At 72.4% G+C, this 23,673-nt stretch carries 19 protein-coding genes; 6 read left to right on the top strand and 13 right to left on the bottom strand.

Annotated elements, in window-relative coordinates:
• The first annotated feature begins 338 nt into the window (after positions 1–338).
• Entirely contained in the window at positions 339–578 is a 240-nt protein-coding gene (locus ACH4EB_RS26525) for a hypothetical protein (protein WP_398350258.1), read from the top strand.
• A gap of 418 nt (positions 579–996) precedes the next feature.
• Here ACH4EB_RS26525 and ACH4EB_RS26520 read toward each other — a convergent pair whose 3' ends face one another.
• Complete coding sequence (locus ACH4EB_RS26520; protein ID WP_398350257.1) at positions 997–2,655, bottom strand: FAD-dependent oxidoreductase; 1,659 nt, start codon at positions 2,653–2,655, stop codon at positions 997–999.
• Between the two features lie 341 nt (positions 2,656–2,996).
• Between ACH4EB_RS26520 and ACH4EB_RS26515 the strand changes: the two genes are divergently transcribed.
• Complete coding sequence (locus ACH4EB_RS26515) at positions 2,997–4,742, top strand: chitinase (RefSeq protein ID WP_398350256.1); 1,746 nt, start codon at positions 2,997–2,999, stop codon at positions 4,740–4,742.
• An 81-nt stretch (positions 4,743–4,823) separates the two neighbouring features.
• On the opposite strand, the gene gatB is transcribed toward ACH4EB_RS26515, so the two are convergent.
• The 10 genes from gatB to gdhA all read right to left on the bottom strand — a co-directional run bounded on the left by gatB (position 4,824) and on the right by gdhA (position 17,101).
• On the bottom strand, positions 4,824–6,332 hold the full coding sequence (gene gatB, locus ACH4EB_RS26510; protein ID WP_398350254.1) for an Asp-tRNA(Asn)/Glu-tRNA(Gln) amidotransferase subunit GatB: 1,509 nt from the start codon (positions 6,330–6,332) through the stop codon (positions 4,824–4,826).
• A 20-nt stretch (positions 6,333–6,352) separates the two neighbouring features.
• Positions 6,353–6,595, bottom strand: coding sequence for a hypothetical protein (locus tag ACH4EB_RS26505; RefSeq protein ID WP_398350253.1), 243 nt, complete (start codon positions 6,593–6,595; stop codon positions 6,353–6,355).
• On the bottom strand, positions 6,592–8,085 hold the full coding sequence (gene gatA, locus ACH4EB_RS26500; protein WP_398350252.1) for an Asp-tRNA(Asn)/Glu-tRNA(Gln) amidotransferase subunit GatA: 1,494 nt from the start codon (positions 8,083–8,085) through the stop codon (positions 6,592–6,594). Before gatA ends, ACH4EB_RS26505 begins: the two co-directional genes overlap by 4 nt.
• Before the next feature lie 5 nt (positions 8,086–8,090).
• Positions 8,091–8,387 (bottom strand): Asp-tRNA(Asn)/Glu-tRNA(Gln) amidotransferase subunit GatC, encoded by a 297-nt coding sequence (gene gatC / locus ACH4EB_RS26495; protein ID WP_003984986.1) that lies wholly within the window; start codon positions 8,385–8,387, stop codon positions 8,091–8,093.
• Between the two features lie 185 nt (positions 8,388–8,572).
• The gene (locus ACH4EB_RS26490; RefSeq protein ID WP_398350250.1) at positions 8,573–10,690 is read right to left on the bottom strand and encodes a putative bifunctional diguanylate cyclase/phosphodiesterase; all 2,118 of its coding nucleotides are present in this window, start codon (positions 10,688–10,690) and stop codon (positions 8,573–8,575) included.
• A 156-nt stretch (positions 10,691–10,846) separates the two neighbouring features.
• Positions 10,847–13,063, bottom strand: coding sequence for an NAD-dependent DNA ligase LigA (ligA, locus tag ACH4EB_RS26485; RefSeq protein WP_398350249.1), 2,217 nt, complete (start codon positions 13,061–13,063; stop codon positions 10,847–10,849).
• Between the two features lie 31 nt (positions 13,064–13,094).
• Positions 13,095–14,117 carry a methionine synthase gene (locus ACH4EB_RS26480; protein WP_398350247.1) on the bottom strand — a complete coding sequence of 341 codons (1,023 nt, stop codon included), beginning with the start codon at positions 14,115–14,117 and terminating at the stop codon, positions 13,095–13,097.
• 90 nt (positions 14,118–14,207) lie between these two features.
• Positions 14,208–14,897 (bottom strand): SDR family oxidoreductase, encoded by a 690-nt coding sequence (locus ACH4EB_RS26475; protein WP_398350246.1) that lies wholly within the window; start codon positions 14,895–14,897, stop codon positions 14,208–14,210.
• A gap of 193 nt (positions 14,898–15,090) precedes the next feature.
• Positions 15,091–15,633, bottom strand: a complete 543-nt coding sequence (locus ACH4EB_RS26470) for a TIGR00730 family Rossman fold protein (protein ID WP_398350244.1) — start codon at positions 15,631–15,633, stop codon at positions 15,091–15,093.
• Positions 15,634–15,718: 85 nt separating this feature from the next.
• The gene (gene gdhA / locus ACH4EB_RS26465) at positions 15,719–17,101 is read right to left on the bottom strand and encodes an NADP-specific glutamate dehydrogenase (protein ID WP_398350243.1); all 1,383 of its coding nucleotides are present in this window, start codon (positions 17,099–17,101) and stop codon (positions 15,719–15,721) included.
• 389 nt (positions 17,102–17,490) lie between these two features.
• Here gdhA and murJ point away from each other — a divergent pair, with 389 nt between their 5' ends.
• Positions 17,491–19,059 carry a murein biosynthesis integral membrane protein MurJ gene (gene murJ, locus ACH4EB_RS26460; RefSeq protein ID WP_398350242.1) on the top strand — a complete coding sequence of 523 codons (1,569 nt, stop codon included), beginning with the start codon at positions 17,491–17,493 and terminating at the stop codon, positions 19,057–19,059.
• Here the strand turns inward: murJ and ACH4EB_RS26455 are convergent.
• On the bottom strand, positions 19,025–19,801 hold the full coding sequence (locus ACH4EB_RS26455; RefSeq protein ID WP_398350241.1) for a VC0807 family protein: 777 nt from the start codon (positions 19,799–19,801) through the stop codon (positions 19,025–19,027). The genes murJ and ACH4EB_RS26455 overlap by 35 nt on opposite strands.
• 213 nt (positions 19,802–20,014) lie before the next feature.
• On the opposite strand from ACH4EB_RS26455, the gene ACH4EB_RS26450 reads away from it, so the two are divergent.
• On the top strand, positions 20,015–21,073 hold the full coding sequence (locus ACH4EB_RS26450) for an aldo/keto reductase (protein WP_398350239.1): 1,059 nt from the start codon (positions 20,015–20,017) through the stop codon (positions 21,071–21,073).
• A gap of 37 nt (positions 21,074–21,110) precedes the next feature.
• On the opposite strand, the gene mnmA is transcribed toward ACH4EB_RS26450, so the two are convergent.
• Complete coding sequence (gene mnmA, locus ACH4EB_RS26445) at positions 21,111–22,232, bottom strand: tRNA 2-thiouridine(34) synthase MnmA (RefSeq protein ID WP_398350238.1); 1,122 nt, start codon at positions 22,230–22,232, stop codon at positions 21,111–21,113.
• Between the two features lie 54 nt (positions 22,233–22,286).
• On the opposite strand from mnmA, the gene ACH4EB_RS26440 reads away from it, so the two are divergent.
• Complete coding sequence (locus ACH4EB_RS26440) at positions 22,287–22,976, top strand: N-acetylmuramoyl-L-alanine amidase (RefSeq protein ID WP_398350236.1); 690 nt, start codon at positions 22,287–22,289, stop codon at positions 22,974–22,976.
• Between the two features lie 58 nt (positions 22,977–23,034).
• Complete coding sequence (locus ACH4EB_RS26435; RefSeq protein ID WP_398350235.1) at positions 23,035–23,595, top strand: hypothetical protein; 561 nt, start codon at positions 23,035–23,037, stop codon at positions 23,593–23,595.
• The last annotated feature ends 78 nt before the right edge of the window (positions 23,596–23,673 follow it).

The following is a 23,673-nucleotide window of genomic DNA, read 5'->3' as shown; positions in this document are numbered from 1 at the left end:
TTCGAGAACAGATGGTTCCGGTTCCGGTTGCCGGCTCAGGCGGCGGACGGCCCGTGCTCCGCCCGCACGGCATTCACGCGGCGCCGACGAGTACCGCCCGGACTTCCGGAACGTCCCGGTAGCCCTCCAGCCGCCCCAGCACGACCGAACCCGTTCGGCCGTGCGGTCGCCGGTCACGGCCTCGCTCAGCGCGATGACCCGTTCCGCTGTCGCGGCCGCCTCTTCGGGTTCGTTCGCGTCGGCCAGAGCGACGGCCGGCCACGACAGGTACAGGGCGCGTTCCCGGGTGTGCGTCGTGTCGTATCGGCTGAGCATGTCCCGCAGCAGGGGATCTCCCGATGCGGGACCCGTCACTCGAACCCGCGCCGGTCGAGGGCTGCGAGGTGTGCGAGGTGTGCGAGCACGCTGCGGCCTGGCGGCAGGCGTACCGGACGGGAAAGGGCACGACGGACAGGTGCACGAACCGGTCGGCGGCCGTGGACTGTTCCCTGGAGATGCGCAACCATGCGCACGAGCCGCGTGGGACGGGGCTGCCGGTCAACGCCCCGGTGGTGCGCCCGTACGTACCCGCAGCGTGATCCGTCCCGTGCAGCACGCCATCGGCACCCCTCCGCAGAGCGAGATCACCCTCACGGCGCGCTGCCTGAGCGGCGGATGCGGATGGACACTGGCGGCGCCCGCCGATCTGGTGGCCGCCGACCTGGCGATGACGGCGCACACGGGCCGTACCGGGCACTCGACGTTCGCCCGGACACACGAGGACGTAGCGCTCGTGCGCCGCCTGGAACCGAACGAGGGGCGAACGGCGTCCCGCCGCTGCCGGCGTCCCCTCAGGCCCCGCTCCGGTCGCCCTCACCCCGGACAGGGCGAGCGGCCGGAGCGGGTCAACGCACAGCCTCCGGGTGATGGACGGAGGTTGGCACGCACTGATCCTGCACACCCGAACCGGCCCCGCCCGCGACCTCCTCCGCGGCATGCGGGCGGGGCCGGAGCGCGTCACCGAGGCGGGCGGATCGACAAGGCGTGGTGGAATTCGTCGCGAGGGTCCCAGCGCGCCTTGATCCGCTGGAGGCGCGGGTAGTGGTCCTTGTAGTAGAGCGTGTGCCAGGGGACGCCGGAAGTGTTCAGCTTCGGGTCGGCGAGGTCCCGGTCCGGGTAGTTGATGAACGAGCCGTCGCTGACGGCGTTCGGGACGGGTACGCCGCCGGTGTCCGCGTACACGTCGCGGTAGAAGTCCCGCAGCCACGCCAAGGGCTTCGTCCCGGCCGCCTCCTCCCCCTCCCAGCCGGTCATGTAGACCGCCTTGAGAATCGAGTCCCGCTGGGCGACCGCCGTCGCGTCCGGTGCGACGCTGTTGACCTGTCCGCCGTACGAGACCAGCCACAGTGAGCCGTTGACGCCCTCGGGCACCGCGTCCCTGCTGCCCGCCGGGCCCGCCAGGTGCCGGTGGAGCGCGGTGATCTGCCGGTCCGTGTACCGCTTCCGGAGGTAGCCGGCCTTCACCTTGAACGCGGCCGGCTCGCTCTCCTGGACGAGGGCCACCGCCTCCAGCCACGGCCGGACGGAATGGTCGAGCGCGGGCCGGGCGCCCACGCCGCGCCCTACGGCGTCCACGTAGGCGCGCATCCGCCGTTCGGCGTCGGGTGTGGTGGCGTCGAGCTGTCCCACCAGGGCGATGCTGCCGGTGTTGCGGGCGTTGAGCATGAAGACGCTGAACAGGTCGTGGTACGGGGAGTCCGGACCGCTGTTGTGCTCGTACCAGGTGCCGTGGTTGCGCACCAGGCGCGTGAAGGCGCGCTCGTCGAGGTCTTTCCAGTTCCAGGTGGCGGCGAAGGCGAGCATCGTCGCCGGGGCCTTGGGCAGGAGCTGGGCGGGGTCGTCGCCCCGGGCGTGCGGGTCGCGGAACCAGTAGCGGGTGACGATGCCGAAGTTGCCACCTCCGCCGCCGGTGTGCGCCCACCACAGGTCGTGGTGCGGGTCCTCGGGGTCGCGGGTGGCCACCACGCTGCGGGCCGTGCCGGTACGGTCCACCACGACGACCTCGACGGCGTACAGGTGGTCCACGGACAGTCCGTACCGCCGTGAGAGGGTGCCGTACCCGCCGCCGAGGACGTGTCCGCCGACGCCGACCTCGGCGGTCGCCCCCGCCGGGATGGTCACGCCCCAGCCTAGGAACAGCGCGCGGTAGACCTCGCCGAGCAGGGCACCGGGCTGGACGGCGAACGCCCGCCGGGTGGCGTCGTAGGAGACCGCGCGCATGGGCGAGGTGTCGATCAGGGCGGTGACGGACGGGTCGTCGACGAAGTTCTCGAAGCAGTGGCCGCCGCTGCGTACGGCGATGCGCTTGCCGTCCCGTACGGCCTGCCGGACCGCGGCGACGACCTGCTCGGTGGTGCTCACGACGTGTACGTGGTCGGGCTTGCCCACGAAGCGGCCGTTGCAGCCGCGCCGGGTCAGGGAGGCGTAGCGCGGGTCGCGGGGGCCGAGGGTGATCAGGCCGGTGCCGGGCGGGCGGCCGGCGGCGGTCACGTCCGCCGGGGCGGCCGTGGCCGGCGCGCTCGCGGCGGCCGCCAGGCCCGGTAGCGCCGGCCCCACGGCCGCACCTCCCAGCGCCGCCGCTCCCGCGAGCACGCTCCGGCGCTTCAATTCCCCCATGTTCGTCCGCCCTTCAACCGCGGTAGCCGTAACGGTGTTTGTTGTTGCTGCACCCCTCCACCATCGGCCCCGCCGGGCCCTGGATCATCGTCCACGGTGACCACCTGCCCCCTAGGGATAAGGATGTACGCCGCTCGGGACCTCCCCTCCCTCAGGAGGGCACGCGGGCAGCGCGCATCCTCCGGGAGAACGGTTCTCCCGCCCGGGCGACGGTGCCGACTCCGGCGGAAGACTTCACGAACTCTTGACAACCGCATTGGTCTGGACCATTTTGTGCGCAACGCCCGCCCGCCCACGGGACCGGCGGGCGGCCCTTCCGGGCTCATGACTTGGAGACAGCCATGCCGCACCCCCTCATGTCCCGCTCCCCCCGCTCCCGCCACAGACGGTGGCTCACCACCGCCCTCACCGGGCTGGCCGCCGCCCTGGCCGTGACCGGCGCCCAGACCGGCGCCTCGGCGGCCCCCCACGCCGCCGCGCAGCCCGCCGCCGACGTCAACAACGCCAAGAACCCCGGCTTCGAGGCCGGGCTCTCCGGCTGGACCTGCTCGTCGGCCGCCGGCACCACCGTGGCCTCCCCCGTGCACGGCGGCACCTCGGCCCTGAAGGCCACGCCCTCCGGCACCGACCAGGCCAAGTGCTCGCAGACCGTGGCCGTCAAGCCCGGCTCCACGTACACGCTGAGCGCGTACGTCCAGGGCTCGTACGTCCACCTCGGCGCGAGCGGTACCGGCACCACCGACGTGTCCACCTGGACCCCCGGCGCCACCACCTGGCAGCAGTTGAAGACCACCTTCACCACCGGCCCCTCCACCACCTCCGTCACCGTCTACACCCACGGCTGGTACGGGCAGTCCGCCTACTTCGCCGACGACCTCAGCGTCTTCGGGCCGGACGGCGGCGGCAACGGTGACCCGGGCGATCCGGTTCCCGGCACGCCCACCGGGCTGACCGCCGGCGCGGTCACCTCGTCCTCGGTGGCGCTGTCCTGGAGCCCGGCCACGTACGCCACCGGCTACCACGTCTACCGTGACGGCACCAAGGTCCAGTCGGTCACCGGCACGTCGGCCACCGTGACCGGCCTGAGCCCGTCCACCGCGTACCGCTTCCAGGTCGCCGCGGCCAACGCGGCAGGCGAGTCGGCCAAGTCCGCCGAGGTCACTGCCACCACGTCCCCGGGTGGCGGCGGCCCCGGCCCCTCCGTACCGAAGCACGCGGTCACCGGCTACTGGCAGAACTTCAACAACGGCGCGACCGTACAGAAGATCAGCGATGTCTCCGATCAGTACGACATCATCGCGGTCTCCTTCGCCGACGCCACGACCACGCCCGGCGCGATCACCTTCAACCTCGACTCGGCGGGCCTGGGCGGCTACACCGTCGACCGGTTCAAGGCCGACATCAAGGCCAAGCAGGCGGCCGGCAAGAACGTCATCCTGTCCGTCGGCGGCGAGAAGGGGACCATCTCCGTCAACGACTCCGCCTCGGCGAACAACTTCGCCAACAGTGCCCACGCGCTGATGCAGGAGTACGGGTTCAACGGCGTCGACATCGACCTCGAAAACGGCATCAATCCGACCTACATGTCGCAGGCCCTGCGCTCGCTGTCCCAGAAGGCGGGCAGCAAGCTGGTCATCACCATGGCCCCGCAGACCATCGACATGCAGTCCACCCAGGGCGGCTACTTCAAGACGGCGCTGAACATCAAGGACATTCTCACCGTCGTCAACATGCAGTACTACAACAGCGGTTCGATGCTCGGCTGCGACGGCAAGGTCTACTCCCAGGGCACGGTGGACTTCCTCACCGCACTGGCCTGCATCCAGCTCGAAGGCGGCCTCGACCCGTCGCAGGTGGGCATTGGTGTCCCGGCCTCCACCCGCGCCGCCGGTGGCGGTTACGTGTCGCCCGGCGTCGTCAACAGCGCGCTGGACTGCCTCACCCAGGGCACCAACTGCGGCTCCTTCAAGCCCGCCAGGACCTACCCGTCCCTGCGCGGCGCCATGACCTGGTCCACCAACTGGGACGCGTCGACCGGCAACGCCTGGTCGAACGCGGTCGGGCCGCACGTGCACAACCTGCCGTAACGGTTCATCGGCAGTACGTCGGCGGTACGGAAAGGGCGGCACACCGGTGGTGTGCCGCCCCTCGCGTACCGGAACCGGGTGTCAGCCCTCGACGCCCAGCTTCTCCAAGATCAGTTCACGGACCCGGGCCGCGTCCGCCTGGCCGCGGGTGGCCTTCATGACCGCACCCACCAGGGCGCCGGCCGCCGCGACCTTGCCGCCGCGGATCTTGTCGGCGATGGCGGCGTTCGACTCGATGGCCTCGTCGACGGCCTTGCCCAGCGCGCCCTCGTCCGAGACGACCTTCAGGCCGCGCTTCTCCACGACGGTGTCCGGGTCGCCCTCGCCCGCGAGGACGCCCTCGATGGTCTGGCGGGCCAGCTTGTCGTTGAGGGACCCCTCGGCGACCAGCGCCGCGACCCGTGCGACCTGCTCCGGGGTGATGGGCAGGGCGGCGAGGTCGACACCGTCCTCGTTGGCGCGGCGGGCCAGCTCGCCCATCCACCACTTGCGGGCGGCGGCGGAGTCCGCGCCGGCCTCGGTGGTGGCAACGATCAGGTCCACGGCGCCGGCGTTGAGGATCGACTGCATGTCGTGCTCGGAGACGCCCCACTGCTCGCGCAGCCGGTTACGGCGTACGCGCGGCAGCTCGGGCAGGCCCTTGCGCAGCTCCTCGACCCACTCGCGGGACGGGGCCACCGGGACCAGGTCGGGCTCGGGGAAGTAGCGGTAGTCCTCCGCCTCCTCCTTGACCCGGCCGGGGGTGGTGGAGCCGTCCTCCTCGTGGAAGTGGCGGGTCTCCTGGATGATCGTGCCGCCCGAGGACAGCACCGCCGCGTGCCGCTGGACCTCGAAGCGGGCGGCCCGTTCGACCGACCGCAGCGAGTTGACGTTCTTCGTCTCCGAGCGGGTGCCGAACTTCTCGGTGCCCTTCGGGCGCAGCGACAGGTTGACGTCGCAGCGCATCTGGCCCATCTCCATGCGGGCCTCGGAGACGCCCAGCGCCTTGATCAGCTCGCGCAGCTCGGCGACGTACGCCTTGGCGACCTCGGGGGCCCGCTCGCCCGCGCCCTGGATGGGCTTGGTGACGATCTCGATGAGCGGGATGCCGGCGCGGTTGTAGTCCAGCAGGGAGTGGGACGCGCCGTGGATACGGCCGGTGGCGCCGCCGACGTGCGTCGACTTGCCGGTGTCCTCCTCCATGTGGGCGCGCTCGATCTCCACGCGGAAGATCTCGCCGTCCTCCAACTGGACGTCCAGGTACCCGTCGAAGGCGATGGGCTCGTCGTACTGCGACGTCTGGAAGTTCTTCGGCATGTCCGGATAGAAGTAGTTCTTCCGGGCGAAACGGCACCATTCGGCGATGGAGCAGTTCAGGGCCAGGCCGATCTTGACGGCGGACTCGACGCCGACCGCGTTGACGACCGGGAGCGAGCCGGGCATCCCCAGGCAGGTGGGACAGGTCTGCGTGTTGGCGTCGGCGCCCAGGGCGGTCGAGCACCCGCAGAACATCTTGGTCTTGGTGCCGAGTTCGACGTGCACCTCAAGACCCATCACGGGGTCGTAGGTGGCCAGCGCGTCCTCGTACGACACCAGTTCAGTGACGGTCACGGAAAACTAACCTCTCCCGCTCAGCCCGCGAGCACGTCGTCGTCACCGAGACGACGCAGATCACGGACCAGCAGCGCGACTCCGGTGGCGATGGCGGCGGCGGAGACGACGGCGTCGAGGAGCTGGAGCTTGTCCTGCTCGCCCTTGGCCTTCTTCGCCTGCTTGACGACGCTCACCGCACCGAACAGCGTGGTGCCGATGGACAGATACGTACCGGCCTTGGACTTCTTGAAGCCCTTGGCCTTCGCGAGCTTTCCACTCACAGGGACGGTGCCTCCTCAAGCAGCAGGTGCCCCCAACGGGCGGTGAACGCGGCCTCGACCGCGGCACCGACCTTGTAGAGCCGGTCGTCGGCCATGGCAGGAGCGATGATCTGCAGCCCCACCGGCAGCCCGTCCTCGGGGGCCAGACCACAGGGCAGCGACATGGCCGCGTTGCCTGCCAGGTTCGTCGGGATGGTGCACAGGTCGGCGAGGTACATCGCCATCGGGTCGTCGGCGCGCTCGCCGATCGGGAAGGCCGTGGTGGGCGTGGTCGGCGAGATCAGTACGTCGACCTGCTCGAAGGCCTTCTCGAAGTCCCGGGTGATCAGGGTGCGCACCTTCTGCGCCGAGCCGTAGTACGCGTCGTAGTAGCCGGAGCTGAGCGCGTACGTGCCGAGCATCACGCGGCGCTTGACCTCGGGGCCGAAGCCGGCCTCACGGGTCAGGGCCGTGACGTCCTCGGCCGACCGGGTGCCGTCGTCGCCGACCCGCAGGCCGTAGCGCATGGCGTCGAAGCGGGCCAGGTTCGAGGAGCACTCGGAGGGCGCGATCAGGTAGTACGCGGCGAGCGCCTTGTCGAAGGAGGGGCAGGAGATCTCCACGATCTCCGCGCCCAGCTCGCGCAGCAGCTCCACGGACTCGTTGAAGCGCTGCATGACGCCGGCCTGGTAGCCCTCGCCGGAGAACTCCTTGACGACGCCGACGCGCATCCCCTTGACGTCGCCGTTGCGGGCCGCCTCGACGACCGCCGGGACCGGCGCGTCGATGGAGGTCGAGTCCAGCTCGTCGTGGCCGGCGATGGCCTCGTGCAGCAGGGCCGCGTCCAGGACCGTACGGGCACAGGGCCCGCCCTGGTCGAGGGACGAGGAGAACGCCACCATGCCGTAGCGGGAGACCGCGCCGTAGGTGGGCTTGACGCCGACCGTGCCGGTGACGGCGGCGGGCTGGCGGATGGAGCCGCCGGTGTCCGTGCCGATGGCCAGCGGGGCCTCGTAGGCGGCGAGCGCGGCGGAGGAGCCGCCGCCGGAGCCGCCGGGGATGCGGGTGAGGTCCCAGGGGTTGCCGGTCGGGCCGTAGGCGCTGTTCTCGGTGGAGGACCCCATGGCGAACTCGTCCATGTTGGTCTTGCCGAGGATGACGACGTCGGCGGCCTTGAGCCGCCGGGTCACCGTCGCGTCGTACGGCGGGATCCAGCCCTCCAGGATCTTCGATCCGGCGGTGGTGGGGACGCCCTCCGTGGTGAAGATGTCCTTCAGGGCGAGCGGGACGCCGGCCAGCGGGCCCAGCTTCTCGCCGCGCTCGCGCTTGGCGTCCACGGCACGGGCCTGGGCGAGCGCGCCCTCGCGGTCCACGTGCAAGAAGGCGTGCACCTTCTCGTCGACGGCCTCGATGCGGGCCAGGTGCGCCTCGGTGACCTCGACGGCCGTGACCTCGCCGGCGGCGATCTTCGCCGCGGTCTCGGCGGCGGTGAGCTTGATCAGATCTGCCATGTCGGTCACTCCTCCCCCAGGATCTGCGGCACCTTGAAACGCTGCTGTTCCTGGGCCGGGGCGCCGGACAGCGCCTGCTCGGGCGTCAGCGACGGACGGACCACGTCCGGCCGCATGACATTGGTCAGGGGCAGCGGGTGGGAGGTCGGCGGTACGTCTTGGTCGGCGACCTCGGAGACGCGGGCGACCGCGCCGATGATGTCGTCGAGCTGTCCGGCGAAGTGATCGAGCTCTTCGTCCTTCAGCTCCAAGCGCGCCAGCCGGGCGAGGTGGGCAACCTCCTCGCGCGTGATGCCAGGCATGCAGCGATCCTCAGGGTGAGTGTCTTGGCTGTGTTGTCCGGGCCAATCCTATTGCGTAGCCGATGGGGGTTCGAAACGCATTCCCGCAGGGGCGGCCGGAGAGCCTCCTGGAGCACGGGGCCGGTGGGGCGGCACCCCTGGAGACGACGGGCCGGCGGCCGGGCCGGGCCCGGGCGGCCGACCGGTCAGGTGACGCGCTGGTCGGCTTCCCCGACCGCCGTGGCGCGCTCGTGCTGCGGCTCGACGGCGGGACGCTCCGTCTCGCGTTGCCAGCCGCGCTCGCCGCGGGCCCGCAGCCAGGCCGTGGTCTCGTCCGGCGGCATCGCGGCGGCGACCAGCCAGCCCTGTACGGCGTCGCAGCCCAGGTCGCGCAGCCGCTCCCAGGTCTCGTCGTCCTCGACGCCCTCGGCGACCACCAGCAGACCGAGCGAGTGGGCCAGGTCCAGGGTGCAGCGGACGATCTCGGCGTCCTCGTTGTCCACGGCGAGCCGGGCGACGAAGGACCGGTCGATCTTCAGCTCGCTGACCGGCAGGCGGCGCAGGTGGACGAGGGAGGAGTAGCCGGTGCCGAAGTCGTCGAGGGACATCTTGACGCCGTGGCCGGTCAGCCCGGCCAGCGTGTCGGCGGCCCGCTGCGGGTCCTCCAGCAGGACGTGTTCCGTTATCTCCAACTGGAGCGAGCCCGGGGGCACCTGGTGGCGGGCCAGCCGGGCGGCCACCGCGCCGGCGAAGCCGGGGGTGTGCACATCGCGCGGCGAGACGTTGACGGCGACCGGCACCTCCAGGCCGGACGCGCGCCACCGGGCCACCTGGGCGAGCGCGGTCTCCAGGACGTACTCCGTCAGGCGCGGCATCAGCCCGGAGGACTCGGCGATGGCGATGAACTCGTCCGGAGGGACCCGGCCGCGCTCCGGATGGACCCACCGGACCAGCGCCTCCAGCCCGGCCACATGCCCGTCGAAGCCGACCTTGGGCTGGTAGTGCAGCTCCACGTCGCCGGCGTCCAGCGCACGGCGCAGATCACCCAACAGGCCCAGCCGGTCGGGAGTGTTGCCGTCCCGCTTGGCCTCGTACACCTCGACGCCGCTGCGGTCCCGCTTGGCCTGGTACATGGCGACGTCGGCCCGGCGCAGCAGGCCCTCGGCGTCCAGGGCGTGGTCGGGGAAGACCGCGACCCCCGCGCTGGCCTCCAGCACGAGGGTGAGGCCGTCCAGGTCGAGCGGCGAGCCGAGGGCCGCGACCAGGTTGCGGGCCACCCGCTGGGCGCTGGTCAGGGAGTCCGCGGTGGGCAGCAGGACCGCGAACTCGTCGCCGCCGAGCCGGGCGACCTCGGCGCCGCGCGGCAGCGCGTGCCGCAACCGGTCGGCTATCTGGAGGAGCAGCCGGTCGCCGGCGAGGTGGCCGAGGGTGTCGTTGACCGAGCGGAAGCGGTCCAGGTCGATCAGGACGAGGGCGGAGCGGGCGCCGATGCGCTCGGCGTCGTCCAGCGCGGTCCAGGTGCGCTCCAGCAGCCACTGGCGGTTGGGCAGGCCGGTGAGCGGGTCCCGGAGCTGTTCCTCGGCCCGGGCGCGGGCGATCCACAGGGTGGAGTCCAGGGCGATCAGCGGCACGGCGAACATCGGCAGCAGGAACGGCGCGTGCACCGCGGCCACCACGATCAGCGGCGAGATGCCCAGCAGCGCCACGCCCACCAGGGCCTGGCGGGCCAGGGCCGTCCGGGCGATGGTGGGCAGGCTGCCGCTGCGCGAGGCCATCGTGAACCACAGCAGGGCGCGGGTGACGATCAGGTAGGCGGCGGCCGCGACCAGGATGTCGGGCAGTACGGACAGGTCCCAGGCGGCGGGCTGCCACGGGTGCTCGATGGTCGGTACGACATGGAAGGCGGCCAGGCCCAGCGCCGCGGCACCGATCCCGAGGATGTCCACCGCGCCGTGCAGCAGGGCCTGTCGCCAGCGGTGCCGGCGCGCCGCGCCGACCAGCAGGACGACGGCCACGCTCACCAGGACGGCGGGCACCCAGCCGTACAGCAGCAGGACGGCGAGGGCCAGGGCCGCGCCCGAGCCCGTGCCGCCCCACCAGCGGTCGCGGCCGAGCGCGACGAGGTGGCCGACGATGACGCCGGTCAGGATCGCCAGGGACCAGCCGACGGCGCCTTCCGGGAACAGGGCCCGGCCGGCGCCGAGCGTCCGGATCACTCCCGCCGCGAGCGCGGTGCCCGCCATCAGCACGACGGCCGCGGGCAGCGCGGGCACGACGAGCCGGCGGAGCCGCGACGCCGGAGCGGCGCTGTCGGTCGGTTTCATTCCGATACCTCTCACAGCCGGCTGTGCCCGCGCCACGGCAGGCGCACACCTCAACAGTAGGCCGCAGAAGGCCGCCGCGGGCAGCGATCGGCAGCGGTTGCCCGAATGCGACCCGGCCATCCGGAACCATCTGCTATGCGCCGATGAGGTGACTCCTCACTCGCCCTCAGGCGGAGTGACAGCTACCGCTCGTGCTTCATCGGGACCCTGCTCCAGCAGCACCGCGAAGCCGTCATCGTCTAGCACAGGCACCTTCAACTGCATGGCCTTGTCGTACTTCGAACCAGGATTGTCTCCCACCACCACGAAACCGGTCTTCTTCGAAACGGAACCGGTCACCTTCGCTCCGAGACGCTGCAGGGCTTCTTTCGCGCCATCTCTGGTGTGTGACTGAAGTGTGCCCGTTACAACGACGGTGACGCCTTCAAGTGGACGCGGGCCTTCGTCTCCTGAGGATTCCTCCTCCATCCGGACACCGGCGGCCCGCCACTTCTCCACGATCTCGCGGTGCCAGTCGTCGGCGAACCACTGCTTGAGCGAGGCCGCGATGGTCGCGCCGACGCCCTCGACGGCGGCCAGCTCCTCCTCGCTCGCGTCCCTGATCCGGTCCAGTGAACGGAACTCCATCGCCAGCGCCTGGGCCGCCACCGGCCCCACATGACGGATCGACAGGCCCGTCAGGATCCGCGCCAGCGGCCGCTCCTTGGCCGCCTGGATGTTCTCCAGCATCGCCAGGGCGTTCTTCTTCGGCTCGCCCTTCTGGTTGGCGAAGAACGTGACGACCTTCTCCTCTCCGGTCTTCGGGTCGCGCTTGGGCAGGCCGCTGTCCGGGTCCAGGACGTAGGACTTGATGGGCAGCAACTGCTCGATGGACAGGCCGAAGAGGTCGCCCTCGTCCTTCAGCGGCGGCTCGGCCGGCTCCAGGGGCTGGCTGAGGGCCGTGGCCGCGACATAGCCGAAGTTCTCGATGTCCAGGCACTTGCGGCCGGCCAGGTAGAACAGCCGCTCGCGGATCTGGGCGGGGCAGGAGCGGGCGTTGGGGCAGCGCAGGTCGACGTCGCCCTCCTTGGCGGGCTGCAGCGCCGTACCGCACTCGGGGCACTCGGCGGGCATCACGAACTCCCGCTCGCTGCCGTCCCGCAGATCCACCACCGGGCCGAGGATCTCCGGGATCACGTCGCCCGCCTTGCGCAGGACGACCGTGTCGCCGATGAACACGCCCTTGGCCTTGACCACGTCCTGGTTGTGCAGGGTGGCGAACTCGACCTCGGAGCCGGCCACCGTGACCGGTTCGACGACCGCGTACGGCGTGACGCGGCCCGTACGGCCGACGCCGACGCGGATGTCCACCAGCTTGGTGTTGACCTCCTCCGGCGGGTACTTCCACGCGATGGCCCAGCGCGGCGCGCGCGAGGTGGCGCCGAGACGGCCCTGCAAGGCGATCTCGTCCAGCTTGACCACGGTGCCGTCGATCTCGTGGGCGACGGCCGTGCGCCGGGTCTCCGGGTCGCCGTAGCGCTTGATGAAGTCGCGCACGGCCGCCAGGGAGTCGACGACCTCGTTGTGGTCGGCGGTCGGCAGGCCCCATTCGCGCAGCAGGTCGTACGCGTGCGACTGGCAGTCGATGTCGAAGCCCTCGCGGGCGCCGATGCCGTGCACGACCATGTGCAGCGGGCGGGTGGCCGTGACCTTCGGATCCTTCTGGCGCAGCGAACCGGCGGCGGCGTTGCGCGGGTTGGCGAACGGCGGCTTGCCGTCGGCCACCAGCCGTTCGTTCAGCTCCAGGAACTTCTCCATCGGGAAGTAGACCTCGCCGCGCACCTCCACCAGGGCGGGGACCCGGTCGCCCTTGAGGCGGTCGGGGATCTCGGTGATGGTGCGGACGTTGGGCGTGATGTCCTCGCCCGTACGGCCGTCGCCCCGGGTGGCGGCGCGGGTCAGCCGGCCGTTCTCGTACGTGAGATTGACCGCGAGGCCGTCGACCTTCAGCTCGCACAGGAAGTGGTAGCCCGCGCTCTTGGGGTCGCCGCCCAGCTCCGTCGCCAGCCGCTCGGCCCAGGCCGCCAGCTCCTCGTCGTCGAAGGCGTTGTCCAGCGAGAGCATCCGCTCGCGGTGCGCGACCTCGGTGAACTCGGTCTCGTACTGCCCGGCGACCTTCTGTGTCGGCGAGTCCGGGGTGCGCAGCTCGGGGTGCTTTTCCTCCAGCGCCTCCAGGGACCGCAGCAGCTTGTCGAACTCCGCGTCGCTGACGACGGGGGCGTCCCGCACGTAGTAGCGGAAGCGGTGCTCCTCGATCTGCTCGGCCAGATGGGCGTGCTCTTCCCGCGCCTTCGCGGGCACCGCGTGCCCCGCCGTGTGCTGTTCGCCGGCCACCGTTACGTCCTCCCGTGGTCCTTGAGTGCCGTCACTCAGGGTTGTCTGCGAGCGATCTCGCGGCCCGGACGCAATGGTCGAGCACCGAACGGGCATATGCGGGCGAAGCGCCCGCCAGCCCGCACGACGGAGTGACCACCACGGACTCGGCGAGAGTCCCCGGCGCCAGCCCCAGCCTGCGCCACAGCGTCCTGACACCCATGACGCTACCGGCAGGGTCTGACAATGGACCGTCCACGCCGGGCACCACGCCCGCCAGGAGCGTCGTACCCCCCTCGACCGCCTCTCCGATCGCCTCTTCCTCACGCTCGGTGAGCAGCCCGAAATCGAACGAGACGCCGGTGACGCCGGCCCGGCGCAGCAGGGCGAAGGGGACCTCGGGGGCGCAGGAGTGCACGACCACCGGCGCGCCCGCCGCGCCGGCGACGGCCACCAGGTCGCGCAGCGCGCCCTCCACGACGGCCCGGTCCACCGCGCGGTGGGTGCGGTAGCCGCTCGCGGACCTGACCCGCCCCTGGAGAACGGCGGTCAGCGACGGCTCGTCGAGCTGGAGCACCGGGCGCGCGCCGGGCACCCGGCGCCGTACGTCGGCGAGGTGCGCGCGCAGGCCCTCGGCCAGCGACGCCGTCAGGTCACGGCAGGCGCCGGGATCGCTGAGGGCCGCCTCGCCGTTGCGCAGCTCCAGCGCGGCGGCCAGGGTCCACGGGCCGACCGCCGAGACCTTCAGGTCCCCGTCGTGGCCCTGGGTGAACTCCTCCAGCGCGTCCAGGTCCTCGCCCATCCAGGAGCGGGCGCGCCGGGTGTCCCGGCCGGGCCGGTCGCTGATCCGCCAGCCGCTCGGCTCCACATGGGCGTACACCTCGACGAGGAGCCCGGCGGTCCGGCCGATCATGTCGGCGCCGGGCCCCCGGGCGGGCAGCTCCGGCAGGTACGGCAAAGTCTCCAGCGAGCCGGTCACGGTCCTGGCGGCCTCACGGGCGTCGCCGCCCGGCATCGAACCGATACCGGTGGCGGCGTTGCCGGGGAGGCGGGCGGGGGTGCTGTTCTCGGTCACGCCCCGAGGGTAAGCGGTGTGACCTCGGGCCATTGGGGCGGGCGCCCCTCCGGGGGGGGGGCGTGACCTGGGCGCGCCCTGCCGTCCCGGTTACCGCCCCGGCCGGACCGTCAAGTCGTTGATCTCCGCGTCGCGCGGGAGGTCGAGGGCCGTGAGGAGGGTGGTGGCGACCGATTCCGGGTCGATCCACTGGGCGGCGTCGTACGCGCGGCCCTCCTGGCGGAAGACGCTCTCCTGCATGGGGGTGGCGGTGCGGCCCGGGTAGATGGAGGTGACCCGTACGCCGTTGCCGTGCTCCTCGGCCCGGAGCGAGTCGGCCAGCGCCTTCAGGCCGTGCTTGCTGGCGGCGTACGCACCCCACTGGGCGTGGGCGTGCAGCCCGGCGCCGGAGTTGACGAAGACCACGTGGCCCTTGGCGACCCGCAACTGCGGGAGGAACTGGCGGGTCAGCTCGGCGGGCGAGACGAGGTTGGCGGCGAGCGTGCGCTGCCAGGCCTTGGGGCCGAGGTCGCCGACGGCGCCCAGCTCGACGACGCCCGCGATGTGCAGCAGGGAGTCGAGGCGGTCCGGCAGCGACTGCTTGCCGAAGGCCCAGTCCAGCTTCTCGGGGGTGGCGAGGTCGCCGACCACCGTGCGGGCGCCGGGGAACTGCTCGGCCAGTTCCTTGGCGCGGCCGGCGTCGCGCGCCAGCAGCCAGAGTTCCTCACCCCGGCCGGCGAGCCGCCGCGCGACCGCCGCTCCGATGCCCGATCCTGCGCCCGTGATCAAGTGCGTACCCATGGGCCCGATCCTAACGAGGGGGCCGGGCCGGTGCGGCGCCGTCCGCGCGGAGCGGAATCGACGGTTCCGGGGAGGACCGGCCAGGCTTGGATCAGGCCCGGACCAGGACCGGCCCGGCTCCACCCCGTACGCCCGTGTACACCGCCGTACGCTCGGTATGCGCCGTACACCCGGGTTCGCCCCAGTACGCCCCTCAGCCCTGAATGCCCGCCTGCTCCTCCAGATACGCCAGCGCCCCGGCGCCGTCCTCGGCGAAGAAGACCAGGTCGGTGAGCGGCACCGGCAGGAAACCCTCGTCCGCCATCCGCTGGAACTGCTCCTTGAGGCCGTCGTAGAAACCGGCGGTGTTCAGCAGCACCACCGGCTTGGTGTGCAGCCCGTGCTTCTTCAGTTCCAGGATCTCGGTGGCCTCGTCCAGCGTGCCGGTGCCGCCGACCATGATGACGACGGCGTCGGCGCGCGCCAGCAGCTCGGCCTTGCGCTCGGCGAGGTCCTTGGTGACCACCATGTCGTCGACCCTGGGGCGCACCTTGTGCGCGAGGAAGTCCACGGAGACGCCGACGAGCCGGCCGCCCGCCGCCTCCACGCCGTCGGCCATGACCTTCATCAGCCCGCTGTCCGAGCCGCCCCACACCATCGCGTGGCCGCCCTTGCCGATCAGCGTGGCGAACTCCCGGGCGGGGGCCGTGTACCGGGCGTCGAGGTCGGCGGCGGAGCAGAAGACACAGATGTTCATACCGGTCACTCTACGAGCCGCCGGCCGCGCGTCCCGGCCCGGCCGCCCGGCCCGGCACCGGCTACGTCCCGGCGTCGGCTCCGCCTCAGATCAGCCCCTGTGCCAGCATCGCCGCCGCCACCCGTTCGAAGCCCGCGATGTTCGCGCCCGTGACGTAGTCGCCCGGCAGGCCGTGGCGCTCCGCGGTCTCGTGGCACGTGGCGTGGATGCCCCGCATGATGGCCGCCAGTTCGTCCTCGGTGCGCTCGAAGCTCCAGGACTCGCGGCCGGAGTTCTGCCGCATCTCCAGCGCGCTGGTGGCCACACCGCCCGCGTTGGCCGCCTTGCCCGGCCCGAAGGCCACGCCCGCTTCCTGGAGGAGGGCCACCGCCCCGGGTGTCGTCGGCATGTTGGCGCCTTCGGAGACGGCCTTGACGCCGTTGCGCACGAGGACGCGCGCGGCGTCGGCGTCCAGTTCGTTCTGGGTCGCGGAGGGCAGTGCGACGTCGCACGCCACGTCCCAGACCCGCCCGCCCGGCACGTACCGGGCGGAGGCGCCGCGCCGGTCCGCGTACTCCTCGACGCGGCCCCGCTCGACCTCCTTGACCTGCTTGAGCAGGGCGAGATCGATGCCCTTCTCGTCGACCACGTAGCCGCCGGAGTCCGAGCAGGTCAGTACGTGCGCGCCGAGCGCCTGGGCCTTCTCGATGGTGTAGAGGGCGACATTGCCCGAGCCGGAGACCACGACCTGCTGCCCGTCCAGGTCCTCGCCGCGCTGCCGCAGCATCTCGGCGGTGAACAGCACGTTGCCGTAGCCGGTGGCCTCCGTGCGGACCGTGGAGCCGCCCCAGCCGAGGCCCTTGCCGGTCAGCACCCCGGCCTCCCAGCGGTTGGTGATCCGCCGGTACTGGCCGAAGAGGTAGCCGATCTCCCGGCCGCCGACGCCGATGTCGCCCGCCGGGACGTCGGTGTGCTCGCCCAGGTGCCGGTGCAGTTCGGTCATGAAGGACTGGCAGAACCGCATCACCTCGGCGTCCGAGCGGCCGCGCGGGTCGAAGTCGCTGCCGCCCTTGCCGCCGCCGATGTTCAGCCCGGTGAGGGCGTTCTTGAAGATCTGCTCGAAGCCGAGGAACTTGACGATGCCGAGGTTGACGGACGGGTGGAAGCGCAGGCCGCCCTTGTAGGGCCCGAGCGCGCTGTTGAATTCCACCCGGAAGCCCCGGTTGATGTGGACGGCACCCGAGTCGTCCTGCCACGGCACGCGGAAGAGGATCTGGCGCTCCGGTTCACAGAGCCGTTCCAGGATCTTGGCCTCGGCGTACTCGGGGCGGGCCGCCAGCGCCGGGGCGAGGGTCTGCAGCACTTCCAGGGCGGCCTGGTGGAACTCGGGCTCCCCGGGGTTGCGCCGCACCAGTTCCCGGTGCAGCGCTTCCGGTACGGCCGTCGAGTGCCGTCCGGCCGTACCGGCCCCGGCGTGAACTGTCGACATGTCTGTACTTCCCTTCGTGGCCGACGAAGGGCCGCCGGCAGCCGTGCTCCGCGCGTGGCACCGGATTCCGGCCGGGCGGCCCTGGGACGTCCCGTCGCTGCCGCCGAGCCTAGGGGCCCGGGGGACGCCCGGGAGCACCGGGGCGGAAGTCGCGAAGCGTGAACCTCTGGGCTTAGGTTGCCGTCATGGTGGAGGGAACGCGCCCAGCAGCGCACACACGGAACACGGCCGACGGCCACGGGGGAACTGGGACAGGGACAGGGACAGGGACGCACGGTGACACCGGGGCGGAAAGCGGCCCGGAGGCGGGGACCGGGGCCCGTACGGCAGCCGGTGACGGCGCGGGCGGCGGGGCCGCCGCCGGCAGCCTGCGCCGCTCCTCCCTCCTGATGGCCGCCGGTACGGTCGTCTCCCGCGCGACCGGCCTGATCCGGGGCGTCCTCCAGGCCGGCGCCCTCGGTACGGGGCTGCTGGCCACCACGTACAACACCGCCAACCTCGTGCCGATGAGCCTGTACACGTTGCTGATCGGCGGCGCCCTCAACGCCGTGCTCGTGCCGCAGCTCGTCCGGGCGCGGGTGACGCACCCGGACGGCGGGCGGGCCCACGAGCAGCGGCTCGTCACGCTCGTGCTGGCCGTCCTGGGCGTCGGCACGCTGCTCGCGGTGTGGGCCGCGCCCGAGATCGTGCGCCTCTACACGACGGACACACCGGAGAACCACGCCGCCTACGAACTGACCGTGGTCTTCGCCCGGTTCCTGCTGCCGCAGATCTTCTTCTACGGGGTGTTCGGCATCCTGGGGCAGGTGCTCAACGCGCGCGGGAAGTTCGGCGCGATGATGTGGACGCCGGTGCTCAACAACGTCGTTCTGATCGCCGTGTTCGGCGCGTACATCGGCCTGCTGACCGTCCCGGAGACGGTGGCGGACATCACCGGGGCGCAGGTGCGGATGCTCGGGGTGGGCACCACGATCGGCATCGCCCTCCAGGCGGTGGCTCTGGTCCCCTACGCGCGCGAGGCGGGCTTCTGCTTCCGGCCGCGCTTCGACTGGCGCGGCACCGGGCTGCGCAAGAGCGCCGACGCGGCGCGCTGGACGCTGCTGTTCGTGCTGGCCAACCTGGTCTCGATGACCGTGGTCACGCACTACGCGACCGCCGCCGACCAGGAACTGCCCACGGCCGGCGTCGGCTTCTCCGCGTACACGTACGCGCAGAACATCTGGGGCCTGCCGCAGTCCGTCGTCACCGTCTCGCTGATCACCGCGCTGCTGCCGCGGATGACCCGGGCGGCCGCCGAACGGCGCCTGGACGACCTGCGGGACGACCTCTCGCGCGCGCTGCGGGTCAGTGGCGCGGTCATCGTCCCGGCCGCCGTCTTCTTCGTGGCCTTCGGCCCGGAGATGGCGCGGCTGTTGTACGCGCACGGCGCCGCCAGCGCCGAGTCCGCCGTGCCGCTGGGGCAGATGCTCCAGGCGCTCGGGCTGGGCCTGATCCCGTTCTCCGCCCAGTCGCTGCTGCTGCGCGGCTTCTACGCCTTCGAGGACACGCGTACGCCGTTCCTGTTGGCCGCCGGGATCTCCGGCGTGAACATCGCGCTCGCCACCGGCTGCCATCTGCTGCTGCCGGCCCGGTGGGCGGTCGTCGGCATGGCCGCCGCGTACGCCGTGTCGTACGCCGTCGGGCTGCTCGCCGGCGCGTTCCTCCTGCGCCGGAAGCTGGCGGGGCGGCTGGACGGGCGCCGCCTGACCCGTACGTACGGCAAGCTGACCGGTGCCGCGCTGGCCGCCGGGGCGGTGGGCTGGGCGGCGGCCCACGCCTGCGCCGGTGCCACCGGGGATGCCTTCTGGGCCACGGTGGCGGCCATGGCCGCCGGGGCGGTGACCATGGCCCTGCTCTTCCTGCTGCTGGCGCGTGTCCTGCGGATCACCGAGCTGCGGTCCCTGCCGGGACTGCGCTGACCGCCGGGGCCGGGGCGGCGGCCGGAGCCGGCGCCCCGGCCGCCGCGTGCGCCGCCATCTCGGCCCCGAGCATCTTCTCCAGCCGGTTGACGCCGACCAGCCCGCTGACCACCGTGGCGACCACGATGGCCACGATCAGCATCACCGTGCCCAGCCACACCATGGTGTCCACCGGCAGCGTGAACGCGCCGATCACCCGCGCCACGCACTCGCCCAGCAGGGCCGCGCCCCACACGGCGGAGTGCGCGCTCTGCACCCGCCGGAACCGCGCCGACCCCGCGGTCAGCCGGTCCCACGCGGCGCCCTTGGCCGCGTCGCCCCGGGTGAGCCACGGCTTGAGCGCCGGTGCCATCATCGGCCGGCCGATCAGCGCGGACACCAGCACCGCCAGGCCGAAGGTGCTGCTCACGGCGCTGTCCTTGGCCATCATCAGCCGCTCGTCACCGGCCAGCAGGCTCAGCAGCAGTCCGATGACGTTGGTCGCCGTCATCACCGTGGCCATGGCGTTGAAGCGGCGTTCCCTGACCAGGCTCCACACGGAGCGCGCGGCGGGCAGGACGCCGCTCCAGCCCAGCGCGGCGAGGGTGCTCATGCCGAAGACACCGGTGAGGACGTAGTACGACGCGATCGGGATGCCCGCGTCCAGGAGCAGCGCCCGGGGGCCCTCCAGCTTCGCGCCGGGCCGGGCCGCCTCGCCGGTGCCGGTTCCGGCCGCTGTTCCGTGCGGGGCCTGGCTGTTCATGGGGCTCCTCCGTGTCGCTGTCCGCGCCGTCCGATCTTGACGCCTTCAGCTTCGCCTCCGGACCCCGCCCCCCGGCAGTCACGGGTGTCCCCACATCGCCGTGACATTTGTCAGTGCCCCGGTGTGCGACCGGTCCGGCCCGGCGCTTGCGTTGGAGCGCCCTCCACCTCCTAGCGTCTGAGGCACGTACCGACCAGCGAAGGGGAACTCTCCGTGCGTTACACACTGTTCGGCAGGACCGGTCTGCGGGTGAGCGAGCTGAGCCTCGGCACCATGACCATCGGCTCGGACTGGGGCTGGGGCGCCTCCGAGGACACCAGTGGGCGGATCGTCGACGCCTACGACGACGCGGGCGGCAACTTCATCGACACCGCCGGCAACTACACCGACGGCAGCTCCGAGAAGATCCTCGGGCGCCTGCTCGACGGCCGCCGGGACCGCTTCGTGCTCGCCAGCAAGTACACGTGCGCGACCCGCGAGGGCGACCCGAACGCGGCGGGCAGCCACCGCAAGAACCTGGTGCGGTCGGTGGAGCAGAGCCTCGCCCGGCTGCGCACCGACCACCTGGACGTCCTCTGGGTGCACGCCCGGGACAACTTCACGCCCGTCGAGGAGATCATGCGGGCGCTGGACGACGTCGTACGGTCGGGCAAGGTGCTGTACGTCGGTGTGTCCGACTGGCCCGCCTGGGAGATCGCGCAGGCGAACACCCTCGCCGGGCTGCGCGGCTGGACCGCGTTCGCCGGCTCCCAGCTCCGCTACAGCCTGCTGGAGCGCACCCCGGAGCGCGAGCTGCTCCCCCAGGCACGCGCCTTCGACCTGGCCGTCCTGGCGTGGGCCCCGCTGGCCGCCGGCAAACTCACCGGCAAGTACCGGCGCGGCGAGCGGGGCCGGCTGGACGTCGTCGGCGACGACGGCCGCGCGCCGGACACCGAGGAGGCGACGGTCTCGGCGGTGCTGGAGGTCGCCGAGCAGGGCGGCTGGAGCCCGGCGCAGGTGGCCCTGGCCTGGCTGCGGCAGCGGCCCGGGAACGTCATCCCGATCATCGCCGCCACCAAGGAGAGCCAGCTCGCCGACAACCTCGCGAGCGTGGACGTCGAGCTGGACGCGGACGCCCTGCGGCGGCTCGACGAGGTGAGCGCCGTCCCCCTCGGCTTCCCGCACGACTTCCTGGCCGAGCCCGGGATCACACGAAACGTCTACGGCGACCGCTGGAGCGCCATCGAGGAGCGGCGCTCCGGCTACCGCCGGTCGGTGCGCGGGGTGCTCTGAGCCCCGGTGCCCGAGGCCCCGCCCGGGCGCCCGCCGGTCACGCGAGCGCCCGGGCGCGGTCCGTCGTCGCGATCGTCGCCGAGCCGACCACCCGCGTGCCGTCGTACAGCACGATGGCCTGGCCGGGGGCCACGCCGCGGACCGGCTCGGCGAAGGTGACACGCAGTCCGCCGTCGACCGGCTCGGCGGTGACCTCGGTCTCGCCGCCGTGGGCGCGCAACTGCGCGGTGTACGTGCCGGGGCCGGACGGCGCGGCGCCGCACCAGCGGGGGCGGACGGCGGTCAGCGCGGTCACGTCCAGTGCCTCGGCCGGGCCGACGGTCACGGTGTTGTCGACCGGGGAGATGTCCAGGACGTAGCGCGGCTTGCCGTCCGGGGCCGGGGTGCCGATGCGCAGGCCCTTGCGCTGGCCGATGGTGAAGCCGTACGCGCCCTCGTGGGTGCCGAGCTTGGCGCCGGACTCGTCGACGATGTCGCCCTCGGCCGTGCCGAGCCGCTTGGCGAGGAAACCCTGGGTGTCGCCGTCGGCGATGAAGCAGATGTCGTGGCTGTCCGGCTTCTTGGCGACGAACAGGCCGCGCCGGGCGGCCTCCTCGCGGATCTCCGCCTTGGTGGTGAGGGTGTCGCCGAGCGGGAACATGGCGTGCGCGAGCTGCTGGTCGTCGAGCACGCCGAGGACGTACGACTGGTCCTTGGCCATGTCGGAGGCGCGGTGCAGCTCGCGGCTGCCGTCCGGGTGCTCCACGACCGTGGCGTAGTGGCCGGTGCAGACCGCGTCGAAGCCGAGGGCGAGCGCCTTGTCCAGCAGCGCGGCGAACTTGATCTTCTCGTTGCAGCGCAGGCAGGGATTGGGGGTGCGGCCTGCCTCGTACTCGGCGAAGAAGTCCTCGACGACGTCCTCGCGGAAGCGCTCGGCGAGGTCCCAGACGTAGAACGGGATGCCGATGACGTCGGCGGCGCGGCGGGCGTCGTGCGAGTCCTCGATCGTGCAGCAGCCCCGGGCCCCGGTGCGGAAGGACTTCGGGTTCTCGGAGAGCGCGAGGTGCACGCCGGTCACGTCGTGGCCGGCCTCGGCGGCGCGGGCGGCGGCGACGGCGGAGTCGACACCGCCGGACATGGCGGCGAGCACGCGGAGGCGGCGGGGAGCGTCAGTCGTCATAACCCTTCCAGGGTAGACGGAACCACCGACAGCCTCCCAAGCGTTGTGCAGCTCATGGGAGACGCGGGGGAGGCCGGGCGGCCGGCCGGCCAGGGTTTCAGCAGACGGGCCCTGCTGCTCGGCGGCGCGGGCACGGCGCTGGCGGGCGGGGCGGCGTACGCGCTGCACGACGACCTGCTGCGCTGGTGGTGGCGACTGCCCGGCCGCAGGAAGCCCCGGACGGACGGCGCGGTGGACCACGGCGGAGCGCGCTGGGTCCCGGCCGCCCCGGCGAACTGGCGGCAGGCCGACCGCCCGGACGACTACCCCGTCGACCGGGTGGTCGTCCACGTCGTCCAGGGCGGCTACACGGACGCACTGCGGGTCTTCCAGAGCCCGCTGCACGGCGCGGCGGCGCACTACGTGGTGCGCAAGGACGGGCAGGTGGCGCAGACGGTCCGCGAGCTGGACGTGGCGTACCACGCGGGCAACCGCGCGTACAACGAGCGCAGCGTCGGCATCGAGCACGAGGGGTTCGTGGACCGTCCGGCGTCCTTCACGCCTGCCATGTACGCATCATCCGCGCGCCTTGCCGCCGGGATCTGCCGGCGCTACGGCTTCCCCGCCGACCGGCAGCACATCGTGGGCCATGTGGAGGTACCGGGCACCGATCACACCGATCCCGGGCCACACTGGAACTGGAGGCTGTACCTGGACCTGGTGCGCGCCGAGCTGCGCCGGCCGTCCCCCGCGCCGGGGGCGTGACACGGGGCCGCCGGGGCGTCCCGGCGCCGCGCGGCGCCCCTCGCGGAACGGACCACTGATGGCGTACGACAGAGCCCCGGCCACCGGGCCGGCGGACCGGAGCAGCGACGGCGGGCCCGGCCTCGCCGAGGACCGCGCGTTCGGCGCGGTCCGGCTGGACCTGGACTCCGACGCCGGCCTGCTCACGGTGCGCGGTGACCGGGTGGCGACGGCGGAGCTGCGCCGCTCACCGGGCGCGCCGGCGGCCCGGCACGTCCCGGTCGGCACCCGCGACGGCGGGTATCTGCGGCTGACCGTCGACGGCCGGCCCGCGCACCTCACGCCCGGCAAGGGGCGGCTCACCCGGCGCTCGCACCGGGTGGAGGTGATCTACGGCGGCGCCGTCTACCGGCTCCTGCCGGACTCGCCCAACGGGAGCCGGCTGGTCAAGGAGGGCCGCCGGATCGCGGACTTCTCCTCGGACGGCACCGGGCACGTCTGGGCCGACTGGCACCCGGACGTGGCGCCGCCGCTGCGGGAGGACGCCGCGATCGGCTACACCCTCGCCGCGGCCTTCGGCACCGGTGCCGAGCCGGCCTGGCGGCTGCTCCTCCAGGCCGTGCTCGACACGGTCGGATGAGCCGGGCGCGCGCTCGACCGGGCCGGTGAGCCCACCGCCACTCCGCGCCCAGGCCCCGGCTCGGACCCGCGCTCCGTG

It is taken from the genome of Streptomyces sp. NPDC018045 (assembly GCF_044327445.1).
Lineage (GTDB): Bacteria > Actinomycetota > Actinomycetes > Streptomycetales > Streptomycetaceae > Streptomyces.
Note: the sequence above shows the minus strand (reverse complement) of the source record. Positions and strands in the feature narration are given on the sequence as shown.